The sequence below is a fragment of the Nocardioides sp. GCM10023255 genome, from assembly GCF_042653125.1.
Classification (GTDB): Bacteria; Actinomycetota; Actinomycetes; order Propionibacteriales; family Nocardioidaceae; genus Nocardioides.
Genome location: NZ_JBHSHU010000007.1, coordinates 300,566 through 316,436 on the forward strand (window position 1 = coordinate 300,566; position 15,871 = coordinate 316,436).

A 15,871-nucleotide genomic window follows, 5' to 3' on the forward strand; every position below is an offset into this window, starting at 1 on the left:
TTCCGTGGCGGAATGGGGCTGGTGCGCCCGGGTCACTTGACCGGGTAGACAGGCTTGCTGGTGGCGAACTGGTCGGGGAAGACCTGCTCGACCTTGCCGCCCTGGGTCTGCATCACGATGACCGTGGCGTTCTCGTTCTGGCCGGTCTCGTCGAACTTGATCGGGCCGTCGAAGGCCAGCAGCGGCTTGTCGACCTCGATGTCGGCGATGGCGTTGCGGACGTCCTCCGGGTCGTCGGAGCCGGCCTCCTCGAGAGCCTGGGCGATGACCATGACGGCCTGGTAGGACAGCACCGAGGCGGTCTCCATCGGCTTGCCGTACTTCTGCTCGAACCGCTTGCGGATGTCGGCGACGTCGCTGTCGGTGGCGGCGTAGTGGTAGTTGGCCGAGAGCACGTTCTCCCCGGCCGCGCCCGCGTCACCGGGGAACGAGCCGTCGTCGAAGGCTCCGTTGGCCACGCCGTAGAGCGCGTCGATGTCGGGGCCCAGCGCCTTGACCGCCTGCGCGACCAGCAGCTCGTCGGGGTAGTAGCCGGTGGCCACGATGACGTCGGGGTTCGCCGAGGCGGCCTCCTTCACCTGCGTGGTGGCGTCGGTGAAGTTGGTCGCCGGGTAGGTGACCTCCTTGAGCACCTTCACGCCCTTGCTCTCGGCCTCCTTCTTGAAGGCGTCGAACACGCTCTGGCCGAAGGCGCCCTCGATGTGGATGTAGGACACCGACTTGACCGGCTTGCCGTTGGCCTCGGACAGGTCGATCAGGTCGTCCGCGCCGTCGGTGCCCATGCTGGTCGCGTCGGGCTGGATGCGGAAGGTGTTCTTGTAGCCCTGCTCGAGGATCGAGTCGTCGACGGCGACGTCGATGACCAGCGGCACCCGCGAGCGCTCGGCCACCGCGGAGACGTTCGCGGTGACGTCGCTCTGGTAGGTGCCGACCAGGGCGACCGCACCGTCGCTGACCAACCGCTGCGCCTCGCTCTGGCCGGTGTCGGCCGCACCCTTGCTGTCCCCCTCGCCGAGGGTCAGCTTGCGACCGTCCAGCGACTTGATGCCGCCGTCGGCGTTGACGTCGTCCACGGCCATCTTCGCGCCGTCGTTCATCAGCGCGCCGACGCCGGCGAGCGCCCCGGTCAGCGGGTGCACCGAGCCGATCATGATCTCGTCGCCCGAACCTCCCGACGCACCCGATCCGCCACACGCCGCCAGACCCAACGTGGCCGCGGCCAGGGCTGCGGCAAGGGAGAGCTTCTTCATGGTGCTGGACCTACCTTCCGTGCCTGCGGCACAGTGTGTGTTCCCCTAGCGGGAACAGTGGTCGATATCGGTCGTTCCGCTCAGCGGAGCAGGTGAACCACCCTGCGAGGGCGACTTTTGCGAGTATTACACGGGTTTCCGCGGCATTTCTAGGCTCGGCTTCCAGAATTTGCTGCGATATAGTTCCGCTAAGCGAAACGACAGTCCGAGAGGGAGGGTCCTATGAGCACGATGACCGGAGAGGGCGCTCCCCGGGAGACACCGGGCGGGACGGAGGCCGCGGACCGGGTCGCGGACGTGCTCCTGCTGTTCGCACGCTCGGACGACCCGCTGGGGGTCTCGAAGATCGCCCGGTCGCTCTCCCTGAGCAAGGCGGTGGTCCACCGGATCCTGCAGTCGCTCGCCTCGCGCTCGCTCGTGCAGCTGGTCCCCGGCGACTCGACGTACGTCCTCGGGCCGGCGGCCGCGGGCCTCGCCGCGCGGGCGTGGAGCCAGCTCGACGTGCGCTCCGTGGCCTCCCCGGTGCTGCGCCGGCTGCGCGACAGCACCCGCGAGACGACCACACTGTCGGTCCTGGTCGGCAACCAGCGGATCTACCTCGACCAGTACGAGAGCCCGCAGGAGGTGAAGATGGTCGTCGAGATCGGACCCCGCTTCCCCCTCCACTCGGGCGCCTCGAGCCGCGCGATCCTGGCCTTCCTCCCCCAGCCGTTCATCGACGAGGCGGTCCGCCAGCTCTCCGCGCTGAAGCCCGACCTCGACGTCGACGCCTACCTCGCGGCACTCGAGAAGGTCCGGACCCGGGGGTACGCCGTCTCCCTCAACGAGAGGAACACCGGTGCGGCCTCCATCGCCGCCCCCTTCTTCGACGCCGCCGGCAACGTCCTGGGCTCGGTGAGCTCCTCGGGCCCGGTCTTCCGGTACGCCGAGGAGGCCGACGAGCAGCAGGCACGCCTGGTCGTGGAGGCCGCGCACGCCATCACCGCGCGGCTGCGCGGCTGAGGGCGCCGTGCTCCCCCGCTCGTTCCTCTACGTCCCCGGCAACCGACCGCCGCTCTTCGCCAAGGCCACGGCCGGGCCTGCCGACGCGGTCGTCCTGGACCTCGAGGACGCCGTGCCCGTGCACGAGAAGGAGCAGGCCCGGGCCGACGTCGCGCGGTGGCTGGCCGACGGCCCGGCCGACCCGGGTGCCGAGCAGTGGGTCCGCGTCGACCCGCGCCACCTCCCCGCCGACCTCGAGGCCGTGGTGCACCCGGGGCTGGACGGTCTGCTGCTCGCCGGCTGCGCGCCCGCTGCGCTCGCCGAGCTCGACGGCGCCCTGACCGGCCTCGAGGCCGACCGCGGGCTGACGCCGGGGTCGGTGCGCGTCGTCGGCCTGGTCGAGAGCGCGGCGGCCCTGGTCGCCCTCGCCGAGATGTCCGTGCATCCCCGGCTCACGACGTTCGGCGTCGGCGAGGTGGACCTGCTCGGCGACCTGCGGGTGACCCGCTCCCCCCACACCGAGGCCGCCGTGGCACAGCTGCGGACCCTGGTCGTCGTCCACTGCGCGGCCGCCGGCCTCGAGCCGCCCGTCGCGCCCACCTCGACCGACTTCCGCGACCTCGACGCCTTCGCCGGCAGCACCCGCGCGCTGCTCGACCTCGGCTTCCGCTCGCGCACGGCAATCCACCCCGCGCAGGTCCCGATCATCCACGACGCCCTGCGGCCCACCACCGACCAGGTGGAGGCGGCGCAGGACGTGCTCGCGCGCTTCGACGCCGCGGACGGGGGCGTGACGACCGACGCTGCCGGTCGGCTGATCGACGCGGCCGTGGTGCGCGAGGCCCGGGAGACGCTGCAGCGCCGGCAGTCCTGACCGGGCCACGAGAAAGGCCCTCCCGGTGCAGCTCCGGGAGGGCCTCTCGGCTCGGTGCGTCAGGCGGTCACCGCTTGCCGGAGCGCCGCACGAACTGTCCGCGCGGCTCACCCACGACCTTGCCGCCCTCCAGCACCGCCTCGCCGCGCAGGAAGGTGTCGGTGACCTGGGCGGTCAGCTCGAAGCCCTCGAACGGCGTGTACTCCTGGGTGGAGAGCGAGTCGCCGGCACGCACGGCGTACTCGACGTCGTCGTCGAGCAGGCAGAAGTCGGCGTCGAGGCCGACCGCGAGGTCGCCCTTGCGGTCGAGGCCGAACCGGCGGGCCGGGTTGAGCGAGACGAGCTCGGCGATCCTGTTGTACGACAGCCCGCGCCTGCGGCCCTCGGTCACCATGCCCGACAGGAGGTACTCGGTGCCGCCGAAGCCCGACTTCGCAAGGAACACGTCGTCGCGCGGCTCGCCGAACTTGGTCTCCTCGCGGCAGCAGGCGTGGTCGGAGGTCACCCACGAGAAGTTGCCGGCCAGCACGTGCTCCCAGAGCGCGTCGACGTCCTCCGGGGAGCGCAGCGGCGGGTTCACCTTCCCGCCGAGGTTGGCGGTGTTGTAGTTGGCCACCAGGTGGCCCACGGTCACCTCGCGACGGAAGTCGATGTGCGGGAACGTCTGCTGCATCATCATCGCGGCCTCGATGGCCTTGCGCGAGGACAGGTGCAGCAGGTTGATGTTGGGCAGGTCGGTCTCGTGCGCGAGGTAGGAGGCGATCGTGATCGCCAGCCCCTCCGAGTGCGGCGGCCGCGACGCACTGTAGGCCTCGAGGCCGGTCAGCTTGCCCTCCTGCTCGACGAGCTTGGTGTAGGCCCGCATGATCTCGGCGGTCTCGCAGTGCAGCGACAGCGAGATGTGGTCGCGGTCGGCGGCGAACCGCTCGTCCTCGCGGGCCTTCTGGATGCCGCGCATGATGAACTCGAAGTGCGCGAGGTCGTAGGACTGGTCCTCGGGGATCATCAGGAACGAGCCCTGGTCCGCGGAGCGACCGTGCAGGCCGTGGCTGCCGTAGAACATGAAGATCTTGAAGGACGGCACGCCGTACTCCTCGATCATCATCGGGATCTCTTCGATGTGCTCGGCGAGGATCGGCGCCACGTGGAAGGCGTAGTCGACGTACGCCCGGCCCTCGGTGGCGGCGAGCACGTCGGGGAAGACCTCGCGGTAGGGGCCGGTCCGGTTCATGTAGTAGGCGCCGGTGCGCATGTAGGTGATGCCGGAGGTGACGCCGCCCTGGGCGGACGCCTTGCTCTCGGACTCGGCGTCCTCGCCGAGCTCGTTGTAGATGCCCCAGTGCTGGTGGACGTCGACGACGCCCGGGAAGAGGTGCTTGCCGGCCGCGTCGACGACGGTGGTGGCGCGGGACGCGTCGATCGACTCCTCGAAGGCGGCGAAGGTGCCGTCCTTGACGGCGACGTCGAGCCGCTCGGGGGCGTCCTGGCCGGGTCGGACCACCCGGGCGTTCTGGATCACGAGGTCGTAGTCAGCCATGGTGTTTCACCCTTCGGTCGTCGTCGCACCGGCGGTGGACGTCTGCGGTTGGTCGGTCGGTTCGGGTCGGTCGGGGTCGACGCTGGTGAGCGGCGCGAGCACCGCGCCGAGGTTTGTGCAGTCCTCCAGCTCCGCGCAGGCGCGCGCCAGCGCGTCGGCCTGCTCGGCCGACAGGGTGCGGCCCGCGTTGGCGTGGAACTTCGCGGCGAGCTCGTCGAAGGAGAGCGGCCGCTCGGGTCCGCCGCGGGTGGTGAGCACCTCCTCCACGACCTCGCGGCCGTCGTCGAGGCGCGCGGTCAGCACCGCCGGGAACTGCCGGGGGAAGATCTCGGTGCAGCGGTCGTCGGCGACCACGTCGACCTTCGCCATCACGGCCCGGCGCTGCGGGTCCTGCGCGAGCTCGTCGGTGTAGTCGTCCACCCCGGCACCGAGGCCGGATCCCCCCAGCAGGCCGACGGCGACGGCGTACGGGCCGCTGAACTGGGCCATGTAGCCGGTGGCCGGCGTGCGCTTGACGTCGATCGGCTCGCCGATGGTCCGCAGGTTCGGGGCGGGGACGCCGAGGGTGAGCCGCTCGACCCGGTCAGGCGTGATGCCGGCCTCGCGGAGCCGCCCGGCCGCGTCCACCGCGGCATGGGTGAAGTGGTTGGCGGGGTAGGGCTTGAAGAAGATGTCGGGCACCGACCACTTCGTGCCCAGGCCGTCGGTGACGGCGTCGGGGTCGAACCGGCCGTGCAGCCAGGCCTGGAAGAAACCGAAGCGCCCCTCCAGCACCGTCGGCGGACCGGTGAGCCCGAAGGACACCAGCTCGGACGCGGAGACCGCCGCGTGGGCTGCCCAGCCGCAGTGGATGCGCTTGACGGTGCCGCCGGTGCGGTTGGCCTCGATGATCCCGGACGCCATGGACGCGGCGACGCCGAGCGCGTGCACGACCGCCTCCTCGTCGCCGCCGGCGAGCACGGTCGCGGCGACCGCGCCGCCCATCGCCCCGCAGATCGAGGTCGCGTGCTGGCCGTGCTCGAAGAACGTGGAGTTCTTGGCCTCCTCGTCGTAGCCGGCCATCCCGAGCCGGACGCAGGTCTCGAGCCCCAGGGCGACCGCACGCACCAGCTCGCGGCCGTCGGCGCCGTGCCGCTCGGCCGCGGCCAGCGCCGCCGGCACCACGGTGGCGCTGGGGTGCAGCACCGAGGGCAGGTGGGTGTCGTCGTAGTCGAGGGAGTGGGCCAGCACCCCGTTGACGAACGCCGCCAGGCTCGCCGGCAGCCGCTCCTCGACGCCGACCGCCGAGGCGGTGGGGGTGCCGCCCTGCGACCGCGCCCAGGCGCGGGCGGCACGGCTGGTCTCCAGGGGCGCCGCGGCCACCGCGATGCCGAGCGTGTCGAGCACCCGCTTGCGGACGCTGTCGACGACGTCGTCCGGCAGGTCGTCGTACGACGTGGTGGCGGCGAAGCGGCCGATCGCCTGCGCCAGGGTCGGCTCGGTGCTCATGCGGACCTCACCGCGAGGGGGCGGACCGGCGAGCCGGTGGCGCCGTAGATGTTCAGCGGCACCAGCACGAAGGTGAATTCCGACCAGCCGGCCGCCGCGAGGCCCTCCAGGTCGAGCGCCTCGATGATGTAGATGCCGTGCTCGACCAGCAGCACCCGGTGCGCCGGCAGCAGGGCGTGGCCGCCGCCGGGGGCCAGCCGCTCGAAGGCGATGGTGTCGGCGCCGGCCGCGTGCACCGCGCGCTCCGCGAGCCACTCGGCGCCGGCCTCCCCGATGCCGGGCACGCCGCTGGCGCCGCCGACGTACGGCGCGCCCTCGACGAACCTCGAGCCCCAGCCGCTGCGGATCAGCACCACGTCACCCTCGCCGACGCTCACGTCCTGGCGCTTGGCGGTGCCCTCGAGGTCGTCGACGGTGATCTCGTAGCCGCCCTCGCAGCAGTCGACGCCGAGGTGGCCGGCCACGTCGAGCAGGACCCCGCGGCGCAGCATCGGGGTGATCGTGTGCACGCCCAGCTGGTCGTACTTGCCGCCGACGCCCGCGTCGGCGGCGTCGACGCCGCCGTACATCTTCCCCTGGAAGGACACGTGGGCGAGGGCGTCGATGTGGGTGCCGACGTGGGTGCCGGTGGTGATCATGTCGTTCGCGGCGCTGCTGCCGTCCTCGCGCACCATGTCGCCGTGGCGGCGGGGCAGGGTGTGCCAGAACTGCGGGTGGTTGGGCGACTGCGGCATGCCCACCCGGAGCTGGCGACCGAGGTCCACCACGTCCAGGCCGGACTGCACGGCCGCGAGCATCGAGTCTGTCATCGGACGACCTCGTCTTCCTTCAGCTGGGCGATCTGCTCGGCGTCGTAGCCGAGCTCCTCGAGCACCTGGTCGGTGTCGGACCCGAGGGCCCGACCGGTGAAGCGGATGCGTCCGGGGCTCTCGCTCATCCGCCACATCACGTTGTGCTGCAGCAGCGGCCCGAGGTCGGGGTCGTCGACCTCCACGAGCATCCCGGTCTCCCGGATGTGGGGGTCCTCGACGATGTCGCGCGCGTCGTAGACGGCGGCGATCGCCGCCCCCGCCTCGGTGAACGCGGTGAGCACGGCCTCCCGGTCGCGCTCGCGGATCCAGTCCCCCACGTAGGTGTCGAGCAGGTCCACGTGCTCGGCGCGGCCGGCCCCGGTCCGGAACCACGGCTCGTCGATGACCTCGGGGTGGCCGACCAGCTCGAGCACCCGCTCGGCGATCCGCTGCGCGCTGGTCGAGATCGCCACCCACTTGCCGTCGGCGGTCTCGTAGGTGTTGCGCGGCGCGTTGTTGACCGAGCGGTTGCCGTGCCGCTGCGGGACCTCACCCAGCTGCTGGTAGACCGTGGGGCCGGGTCCGACCGCGGTCATGATCGGCTCGAGGATGCTGAGGTCCACGACCTGGCCGCGCCCGGTGCGGTCGCGGTGCCGCAGGGCCATCATCACGGCCGACGAGGCCGCGATGCCGCAGATGCTGTCGGCGAGGCCGAAGGCCGGGAGCGTGGGCGGACCGTCGGGCTCACCGGTCGAGGCGGCGAACCCGCTCATCGCCTCGGCCAGGGTGCCGAAGCCCGCGCGCGAGGCGTAGGGGCCGGTCTGGCCGAAGCCGGTGAGCCGGACGAGGACGAGCCCGGGGTTGTCGGCGAGCAGCACCTCGGGGCCGAGACCCCACCGCTCGAGGGTGCCGGGCCGGAAGTTCTCGACGACGACGTCGGCGGTGGCCGCCAGCCTGCGGAAGACCTCGGCCCCTCCCTCGGCCTTGAGGTCGAGGGCGACCGCGCGCTTGTTGCGGCTGATCTCCTTCCACCACAGCGGGACGCCGTCCTTGCTGCGGCCGTGACCGCGCATGTTGTCGCCGTGCCTGGGGTGCTCGATCTTCACGACGTCGGCGCCGTAGTCGCCGAGGATCTGGCAGCACAGGGGCCCGGCCAGGATCGTGGAGACGTCGAGCACCCGGAGGCCGTCCAGGGGTGGAGAGTCCTGAGCCACGACACCGTCCGTTCCGCTTGGAGAAACATTATTCCGTCACTTCACTGTAACGCGACGAGCGCCGAGAACTGAAGGGGGTGACCGGAAACTGCCCGTGACACCGCACAGTCAGGCGCGGTGGCGGGTTGACCCACTTGGTGGGACTGCCTACCTTGCTCGACATGGTCCTGCCGATATCGTTTCGCTCATCGGAACACTCGCGCGACGCCGTGGCGGAGCTCGGGCACACTCTCGGCGCGCTGTCGTACGACGACCTGCCGCCGGCGGTGCGCGAGCGGCTGCCCGTGGTCCTCGCCGACCTGCTCGGCGTGACCGCGGCCGGCATGGCCACGCCGGAGCTGCGGGGACTCGTGGCGGCCTGGCGACCGGAGCGAGGACCTCATGCCCTGATCGGCACGGACGTGCGCACCACCGCGGAGACGGCCGCGATGCTCGCCGCCGTCGCCGCCTGCTCGCAGGAGCTCGACGAGGGCAACAAGTACGCCGCGGGGCACCCGGCCGCGCACGTGGTCTTCGCGGCCGTGGCAGCAGCCCAGGTCTCGGGCCGGGCGGTGAGCGGCCGCGAGCTGCTCACGGCGGTGGCGGCGGGCTACGAGGTCGCCGCCCGCTTCGGCGCGGCGCTGCGCCGCGACGCCCGGTGGCACCCGCACGGCAGCTGGGGGGCGACCGGTGCGGCGTGCGCGGCGGCCATGGTCCTCGGGGCGACACCCGCGCAGGTGGCGGCCGCCATCGACGCCTCCACCGGGCTGATGACGGTGACGCCCTGGGAGACGGTGCTCGCGGGCGACTTCACGCGGAACCTCTGGATGGGGCAGGCCAACCTGGCCGGGCTGAACGCGGCCCGGCTCGCCGTCGCCGGCCTGGCCGCCAACCGGGGCGGCGCCGCGGCATCGCTCGCCATGCTCGGCGAGCTCGACCCCGGCGTCCTGGTGCGGGAGCTCGGCCGGCGCTGGCTGTGCGCCGAGGGCTACCTGAAGCGCCACGCCGCCTGCTCCTACACCCATGCCGCGGTCGACATCGTGCAGTCGCTGCGCACCCAGCGGGCGTGGTCGCCCGACGAGGTCGTGCACGTGCAGGTGGCGACGCACTCCCTGGCCGCGCCGCTGCTGCGCCGGGACCCCACGTCCCGTCTCGCCGGGATGTTCTCCCTGCCGTTCGTGGTGGCCCTGGCCGCCACCGGCGTCGAGGTGACCCCGGCATCGATGGAGCCGGGGACGGCGGCGTTCGAGCGGGCCCAGGCGCTGTCCGCCCGTGTCGAGGTCGAGATCCGCGACGAGCTCGACGCCTACCTGCCCGACCGGAGGATCACCGAGGTGACCGTGACGTTCGACGACGGTGAGAGCCTGGCGCTGGCCCAGCCCAACCCGATCGGCGACAGTGCGCACTTCCCCCTGTCGGAGGTCGAGGCGGTCGCGAAGCTCGACGCGCTGCTCGGGGCGTCGGCGGGCGGCGGTCTCCTCGCCGCGGTCCGCGACCTCGAGCGGGCGGAGGACGTCACCGTGGCGCTCGAGAGGCTCCCCCTGCCCGTCGGTTGACGGTCAGCCCGGCCACAGAGCCGGGCAGTCCACCGCCCGTGCGGGCCCGGCCACGCTGCGTCTCGCGAGGAGGCGCGTGGACTGCCCGTCCCGGTGGCTCCGCCCGAGCGGCGCGCGGCCCGCGGCGGCCCGGCGTACGCTCGTCGAACAGGCCACCCCCGAGGAGCTCCCATGACGAGTGCACCGCACCACCTGCTGGAAGAGCTGGAGCCGGTCGTGGCAGAGAACCTCGACCGGCACCTGTCGATGGCGCAGGAGTGGCACCCCCACGACTACATCCCGTGGAGCCAGGGCAGGGACTTCGCGTTCCTCGGCGGTGAGGACTGGTCGCCCGAGCAGTCCCGGCTCTCCGAGACGGCCAAGGCTGCGATGTTCACCAACCTGCTCACCGAGGACAACCTGCCGTCCTACCACCGCGAGATCGCGACCCGGTTCGGCCGCGACGGCGCGTGGGGCACCTGGGTCGGGCGCTGGACGGCGGAGGAGAACCGGCACGGCATCGCGATGCGCGACTACCTCGTCGTCACCCGCGGCGTGGACCCCGTCGAGCTCGAGCGGGCGCGGATGGACTACATGACCTCCGGCTACGACTCCGGCGACAAGACCGCGCTGGAGGCGGTGGCCTACGTGTCGTTCCAGGAGCTGGCCACCCGGGTCTCCCACCGCAACACCGGCAAGGTGACCGGCGACCCGGTCGCCGACCGGCTGCTCGCCCGGATCTCCAAGGACGAGAACCTGCACATGGTCTTCTACCGCAACATCGTCGCCGCGGCGCTGGACATCGCACCCGACGAGACCATGCGGGCGATCGCCGACGAGGTCATCGGCTTCGAGATGCCGGGCGCCACGATGGCGGGCTTCCGACGCAGCTCGATGATCATCGCGAAGGCCGGCATCTACGACCTGCGCCTGCACCACGACGACGTGATCATGCCGGTGCTGCGGCACTGGGACTTCTTCGACCGGACCGGGTTGGGGCCCGTGGGCGAGCAGGCCCGTGAGGAGCTCGCCTCGTTCCTCGAGGCGCTGGACGCGCAGGCCACGAAGTTCGTCGACCGTCGCGCGGAGAACCGCGCCCGTCAGGCCGCCCGCGACGGTGGCGCCCCGGACAGCGACATCGCCTCCTGAGGAGTGCTGGGACAGCCCGGGCGGCTCGTTGCTGACCGTGTGGACCAGCTCCGGCACCGCTGCGGTCGTGTGCCGGGCCGCGCCGTCAGGCGACCGGTCCGTCCCACGACCAGTGCGGCAGTGACTCCCCCGCGGGCACGCTCTCCGGGGAGTCCGGGTGCGCCGCCATCCGCGCCGTCCCCCAGCGGAAGTAGTCCGTCAGCGCCGTCCGGAGCCGCTCGTCGTCGGGCAGGCCCGCGTCGTCGAGCGCCGCCACGAAGCAGCCGATCGCCCGCTCGTCCAGCTCGCGGTGCTCGCCGTTCCCGGCGTGCAGCCGCAGCACGTGGCTCTCCTCGCCCATCGTGGCGGTGTAGTCGCGCGGCCCGCCGAGGGCCTCGGCCCAGTACGCCGCCAGCCGTTCGAGGTGCTGCGGGTGCTGTCCCGGGTGTCCGAACGGGTGGCTCGCGACCGGGTCGGCCAGGCACCGCTCGTGCCAGGCGTGCGCCAGCCGGTGCAGCGCGTCGTACCCGCCCGCTGCCTCGTAGATCGTGTGCTCCATCCCCCGATGCTCGATCACCCGGCCGCCGACCACAACGGTCCGCGCGCGTCCCGGGGCTAGGTTCACGGGCATGAGCGCACTGGTCGTGGCCTCCAGCGACGCCCTGTCACCGCGCGCCGTCGAGGCTCTGGGCCGTCTCTGGGCGGCGGCCTTCGCCGACGGCTTCACGGCCGAGGACGCCGACCACGCCTTCGGGGGCGTGCACGCGCTGGTCGTCGAGGGGGACGACGTGCTCGCCCACGCCAGCGCCGTCCCGCGGACGCTCCTCGTCGCGGGCCGCCCCCTCGAGACGGCGTACGTCGAGGCCGTCGCCACGCTGCCCTCCCACCAGGGACAGGGGCTCGGTCGTCGGGTGATGCTGGCGCTGCAGGCGCAGCTGCCGGCACGTTTCGAGCTCGGTGCGCTGTCCACGGGGGCGCACGGCTTCTACGAACGGCTCGGGTGGGAGCGCTGGCGTGGCCCGGCGTACGTCCTGCGCGACGGGGTGGCCGTGCGCACCGAGGACGAGGACGACGGGCTCATGGTGCTGAGGTGGGGCATCGACGTGGACCTGACCTCCCCCATCGCGTGCCACGACCGCCCGGGCGACGCCTGGTAGGCCCCGCGGGTGCGCGTAAGTTGTCAGACGACCCGGGGCCGACGGACACTGGCCCTCTTCTGACGTCACGGGGAGAAGGTGTCACGCGTGGGAAGCAGGGCCTCGGGTCCGCAGATCGGTGTCGGCCTCGGCCCCCGCAACCGCATCCCGGAAGCCGAACGGCAGGCGGTCCTGGACGCGGCGGCCGTGCTCCAGGTACGACGCAGCGAGACCGCCGACCTGGTGAGCCGCGGACCGGTTCCGGGCGTCGAGATCGTCGGCAGCGGCCCCGAGGACGTCAACCGCTGGATGCTCGAGTCCTCCGCCAGCTGGCGCGAGCTGCTCTCGGTGCGCCCCGCGGCCACCGCCACCCAGCTCCGCCTCAGCCTGCCCATGAACCGCGCCAAGCTCGAGGGCGGACTGCGGATGACGAGCATCTTCAGCGCCGACGGGCTCGAGCTCGACGCCCGTCTGCTGTTGGCCAACGAGGCGCTCGGGGACTACCGGTTCAGCGTCGCTCCCGTGCAGATGAAGATCGTGGACCGGGCCTACGTGCTGCTCCAGGGGCCGGTCGTCGACGGCGAGTCCAGCGTGATGGCGGTCAGCTCGGGGCCGTGCCTCGACGCGGCCTGGCGCTACTGGCACGCCTCCCTCGACTCCTCGTTCCCCGCCATCGAGGGTGTGGGCACGCTCGGCGACCTCACGCCCCGGCAGCGGCAGGTGGTGGCCCTGCTGATGAACGGCGTGGGCGACGAGGCCATCGCGGAGACCCTGTCGGTCAGCGTCCGCACGGTGCGCGCCGACGTCGCCGCCCTCCTCGCCATGCTCGGCGTGCGCTCCCGGTTCGCGGCCGGCGCCCGGCTGCAGCTGTGGTCGTCGCAGGAGAGCTGACCCGACGGGCTGCAGGAGCCTGCAACCCGCGTGACAGCCGCACCCTGCACGGTGTCAGATGTCCGCCGGCGTCGTCGGCCGGCCGTGGGGGAGCCGGCCGGCACGCCTCCAGCCCAGCCCGGCGAGTCGCTCTCCCGGGCCTCCGGCGCCGGGGTGCGAGCATGGCGGCCATGCGTGCCGTCGTCTTCGACCAGTTCCACGGTGCCGTGTCCGTGCGTGACGTGCCGGACCCCGTCGCTCCTGCCGGAGGCGTGGTCGTGCGCGTCCATGCGACCGGGCTGTGCCGCAGCGACTGGCACGGGTGGGCCGGCCACGACCCCGACGTACGCCTCCCCCACGTGCCCGGGCACGAGCTCGCCGGCGTAGTCGCCGCCGTGGGCGAGGGCGTACGCCGCTGGTCGGTCGGCGATCGCGTCACCGTGCCGTTCGTGTGCGGCTGCGGCGTGTGCGCGTGGTGCCGCGGTGGCGACGCCCAGGTCTGCCCGGACCAGACCCAGCCGGGGTTCACGCACTGGGGCTCCTGGGCCGAGCTGGTCGTGCTGCACGCCGCCGACAGCAACCTGGTCGAGGTGCCCGACACGGTCAGCGACGCGGCCGCCGCCAGCCTGGGCTGCCGCTTCGCGACCGCCTACCGCGCCCTCACCGCCCGGGCGCGCGTCGTCGAGGACGAGTGGGTCACCGTGGTGGGCGCCGGCGGCGTCGGGCTGAGCGCCGTGATGATCGCGGTCGCCGCGGGCGCCCGCGTGGTCGCCGTCGACCGCACGCCGGCAGCGCTCGAGGCGGCGACGCGCCTCGGCGCCGATCACGCCGTGCTGGCCGACGGGTCCGACGTCCCCGCCCGGGTGCACGAGCTGACCGGCGGCGGCACCCACGTCGCCGTCGACGCGGTCGGCTCGCCCGCCACCTGCGCCGACGCCGTGCTGAGCCTCCGTCGCCGAGGGCGGCACGTCCAGGTCGGCCTGCTGCCGGGCGTCGACGGCCACCCGGCCGTGCCCATGGACCGGGTGATCGGCTGGGAGCTCGACCTGCTCGGGAGCCACGGCATGGCGAGCACGGACTACCCGCAGCTGCTGGAGCTCGTCGAGCGGGGAGCGTTGCAGCCGCAGCGGCTCGTCGAGCGGACGATCGGCCTCACGGAGGCCGCGGCGAGGCTGCCGGCACTCGACACCGCGTCGCCCGTCGGGATCACGATCCTGGACCCGCGACTCCCGTAGCCGGCGTCTCGCCGACGACCCGTCGGCGGAAGGCGAGATCTCGGGACCTCCGACCCGGTACGCCGGGCCGTGCCCCGACCCATGCTCGGGGGGACGGCACGCCAACCAGGCGTGCATGAGGAGTGCTCATGCCCGACACCCCGGACGTGGACCTGTCCAGCTGCGATCGAGAGCCGATCCACATCCCCGGCGCCATCCAGCCGCACGGGGTCCTGCTCGGCCTGTCCCAACCGGACTTCGTCGTACGCGTCGTGTCGGCGAACTGCAGGTCCCTGGTGGGGCGCGAGCCCGACGAGGTCCTCGGCCGCCGCATCGACCACGTCATCCGTGGGGACCTGGTGCGCGAGGACCTGATCCGGTCCACGCCACCGGAGGACCTGGCCGAGCGCTACCCCGTGCTCACGACCCTGGTGGTGGACGGGGACGCCATCCCGGTCGACGCCGAGTTCCACCGCTCGAACGGCCTGCTCCTGGTGGAGATCGAGCCTGCACCCGGACCCATCGCCCTGCACCGGTCCTACCGGGTCACCCGGGCAGCAGTGGCACGCATCAACCGTGCCGTGGGGCTCAAGGAGCTCTACCAGGTCGCGGTCGAGGAGATGCGTCGGCTCACCGGGTTCGACCGGGTGATGGTCTACCGCTTCGACGACGACTGGAACGGTGACGTGGTCGCCGAGGACCGGGCCGAGGGGCTCAACAGCTTCCTCGGGCTGAGGTACCCCGCCTCGGACATCCCCGCTCAGGCCCGGGAGCTCTACCGCACGCACTGGCTCCGGCTGATCGCGGACGTCGACTACGAACCGGTGCCGCTGGTGCCGCCGATCAGTCCCGTCGACGGTGAGCCGGTCGACCTCAGCGACTCCACCCTGCGCAGCGTCTCCCCCATCCATGTCGAGTACCTGCGCAACATGGGCGTGACTGCCTCCATGTCGGTCTCCCTGCTCGATCGTGGCCGGCTGTGGGGGCTCATCGCCTGCCACCACTACTCGGGTCCGCACCGTCCTCCCCTCGAGGTCCGCGCTGCGGCCGAGCTCCTCGGCCAGACGCTGTCCCTCCGGCTGGCCCACGCGGCCGAGCAGGAGGAGGAGCGTCGGACCTTCCGCGCTCACACGATCCTGGCGTCCCTGATGTCGGCCGCGCTCGACGAGAGCCGGCCGGCGCTCACGTGCCTGACCCGACGTCCTCACGACCTGCTGGACCTCACCAGGGCGACGGGGTGTGCGCTCCTCGTGGACGGCCTGGAGTCCACGGTCGGGCTCACCCCGCCACGGTCCGCGACCCGGGCCCTGGTCGACCTCGCTGCCGAGGGTGGCCACGAGGTCCTCGCCCTGGACCGGGTCCCGGAGGTCCTCCCGGACCTGGCCCCGCACCGGGCCGTCGCGTGTGGTGCGCTGGTGATGCGGCCCTCGGAGATGCAGTACGTCGTCTGGTTCCGGCCCGAGCTGGTGCAGACCGTCTCCTGGGGCGGCGACCCGGCCAACGTGGCCATCGCCCGCAACGAGGGTGACGAGGTCCGGCTCAGCCCTCGCAAGTCCTTCGAGGTCTGGCAGGAGAAGGTGCGCGGTCGCAGCGAGCCCTGGGCGCCGGTCGACGTCTCCCTGGCCGCCGAGCTCAGGCACGACCTGATCGACGCCCTGTACGCCCGCTCCCGGCGGCTGGCGTCGACCGCCACGACCCTGCAGCGGAGCCTCCTGCCGGCGCAGCTGCCCCCGGTGCCCGGCTGGGGCCTCGCGGTCGACTACCGACCGTCGATCGGGGACGACGTGGGTGGCGACTGGTACGACGTCCTGGTGCTGGGGTCCGGCCAGGTCCTGTGCGCGCTCGGCGACGTGGCCGGGCACGGCGTCGCCGCG

The 15,871-nt window shown here is 72.7% G+C and carries 14 protein-coding genes; 8 read left to right on the forward strand and 6 right to left on the reverse strand.

The genetic code is table 11. The features are described 5' to 3' along the window. Positions 1-32 precede the first annotated feature (32 nt). Positions 33-1,250 carry an ABC transporter substrate-binding protein gene (locus ACFO9I_RS13615; protein ID WP_379181684.1) on the reverse strand — a complete coding sequence of 406 codons (1,218 nt, stop codon included), beginning with the start codon at positions 1,248-1,250 and terminating at the stop codon, positions 33-35. A gap of 222 nt (positions 1,251-1,472) precedes the next feature. On the opposite strand from ACFO9I_RS13615, the gene ACFO9I_RS13620 reads away from it, so the two are divergent. Then, entirely contained in the window at positions 1,473-2,252 is a 780-nt protein-coding gene (locus ACFO9I_RS13620; RefSeq protein ID WP_379181686.1) for an IclR family transcriptional regulator, read from the forward strand. A 7-nt stretch (positions 2,253-2,259) separates the two neighbouring features. Next, on the forward strand, positions 2,260-3,105 hold the full coding sequence (locus ACFO9I_RS13625) for an HpcH/HpaI aldolase/citrate lyase family protein (RefSeq protein ID WP_379181688.1): 846 nt from the start codon (positions 2,260-2,262) through the stop codon (positions 3,103-3,105). A 67-nt stretch (positions 3,106-3,172) separates the two neighbouring features. Here ACFO9I_RS13625 and ACFO9I_RS13630 read toward each other — a convergent pair whose 3' ends face one another. Genes ACFO9I_RS13630 through ACFO9I_RS13645 form a run of 4 tightly spaced genes read right to left on the reverse strand, consistent with a single transcriptional unit; the run spans position 3,173 to position 8,135 of the window. Then, entirely contained in the window at positions 3,173-4,642 is a 1,470-nt protein-coding gene (locus ACFO9I_RS13630) for a dihydroorotase (RefSeq protein ID WP_379181690.1), read from the reverse strand. A gap of 6 nt (positions 4,643-4,648) precedes the next feature. Beyond that, positions 4,649-6,130: an MmgE/PrpD family protein gene (locus ACFO9I_RS13635; protein ID WP_379181692.1), complete on the reverse strand. Its 1,482-nt coding sequence runs from the start codon at positions 6,128-6,130 to the stop codon at positions 4,649-4,651. Next, positions 6,127-6,939, reverse strand: coding sequence for a cyclase family protein (locus tag ACFO9I_RS13640; protein WP_379181694.1), 813 nt, complete (start codon positions 6,937-6,939; stop codon positions 6,127-6,129). Before ACFO9I_RS13640 ends, ACFO9I_RS13635 begins: the two co-directional genes overlap by 4 nt. Then, positions 6,936-8,135 carry a CaiB/BaiF CoA transferase family protein gene (locus ACFO9I_RS13645; protein ID WP_379181696.1) on the reverse strand — a complete coding sequence of 400 codons (1,200 nt, stop codon included), beginning with the start codon at positions 8,133-8,135 and terminating at the stop codon, positions 6,936-6,938. Before ACFO9I_RS13645 ends, ACFO9I_RS13640 begins: the two co-directional genes overlap by 4 nt. 209 nt (positions 8,136-8,344) lie before the next feature. On the opposite strand from ACFO9I_RS13645, the gene ACFO9I_RS13650 reads away from it, so the two are divergent. Beyond that, complete coding sequence (locus ACFO9I_RS13650; protein WP_379181698.1) at positions 8,345-9,670, forward strand: MmgE/PrpD family protein; 1,326 nt, start codon at positions 8,345-8,347, stop codon at positions 9,668-9,670. Between the two features lie 171 nt (positions 9,671-9,841). Beyond that, positions 9,842-10,798, forward strand: a complete 957-nt coding sequence (locus ACFO9I_RS13655; RefSeq protein ID WP_379181700.1) for an acyl-ACP desaturase — start codon at positions 9,842-9,844, stop codon at positions 10,796-10,798. 85 nt (positions 10,799-10,883) lie between these two features. On the opposite strand, the gene ACFO9I_RS13660 is transcribed toward ACFO9I_RS13655, so the two are convergent. Further along, a complete protein-coding gene (locus ACFO9I_RS13660; RefSeq protein WP_379181702.1) occupies positions 10,884-11,336 on the reverse strand; it encodes a group II truncated hemoglobin in 453 nt (150 codons plus the stop codon). Between the two features lie 70 nt (positions 11,337-11,406). Here ACFO9I_RS13660 and ACFO9I_RS13665 point away from each other — a divergent pair, with 70 nt between their 5' ends. The 4 genes from ACFO9I_RS13665 to ACFO9I_RS13680 all read left to right on the forward strand — a co-directional run. Then, positions 11,407-11,934, forward strand: a complete 528-nt coding sequence (locus ACFO9I_RS13665; protein ID WP_379181704.1) for a GNAT family N-acetyltransferase — start codon at positions 11,407-11,409, stop codon at positions 11,932-11,934. A gap of 87 nt (positions 11,935-12,021) precedes the next feature. Next, on the forward strand, positions 12,022-12,804 hold the full coding sequence (locus ACFO9I_RS13670) for a helix-turn-helix transcriptional regulator (protein ID WP_379181706.1): 783 nt from the start codon (positions 12,022-12,024) through the stop codon (positions 12,802-12,804). Positions 12,805-12,974: 170 nt separating this feature from the next. Continuing rightward, positions 12,975-14,018, forward strand: a complete 1,044-nt coding sequence (locus ACFO9I_RS13675; protein WP_379181708.1) for a zinc-binding dehydrogenase — start codon at positions 12,975-12,977, stop codon at positions 14,016-14,018. Positions 14,019-14,146: 128 nt separating this feature from the next. After that, a partial coding sequence (locus ACFO9I_RS13680; RefSeq protein WP_379181710.1) for a GAF domain-containing protein occupies positions 14,147-15,871 on the forward strand: 1,725 nt, incomplete at its 3' end.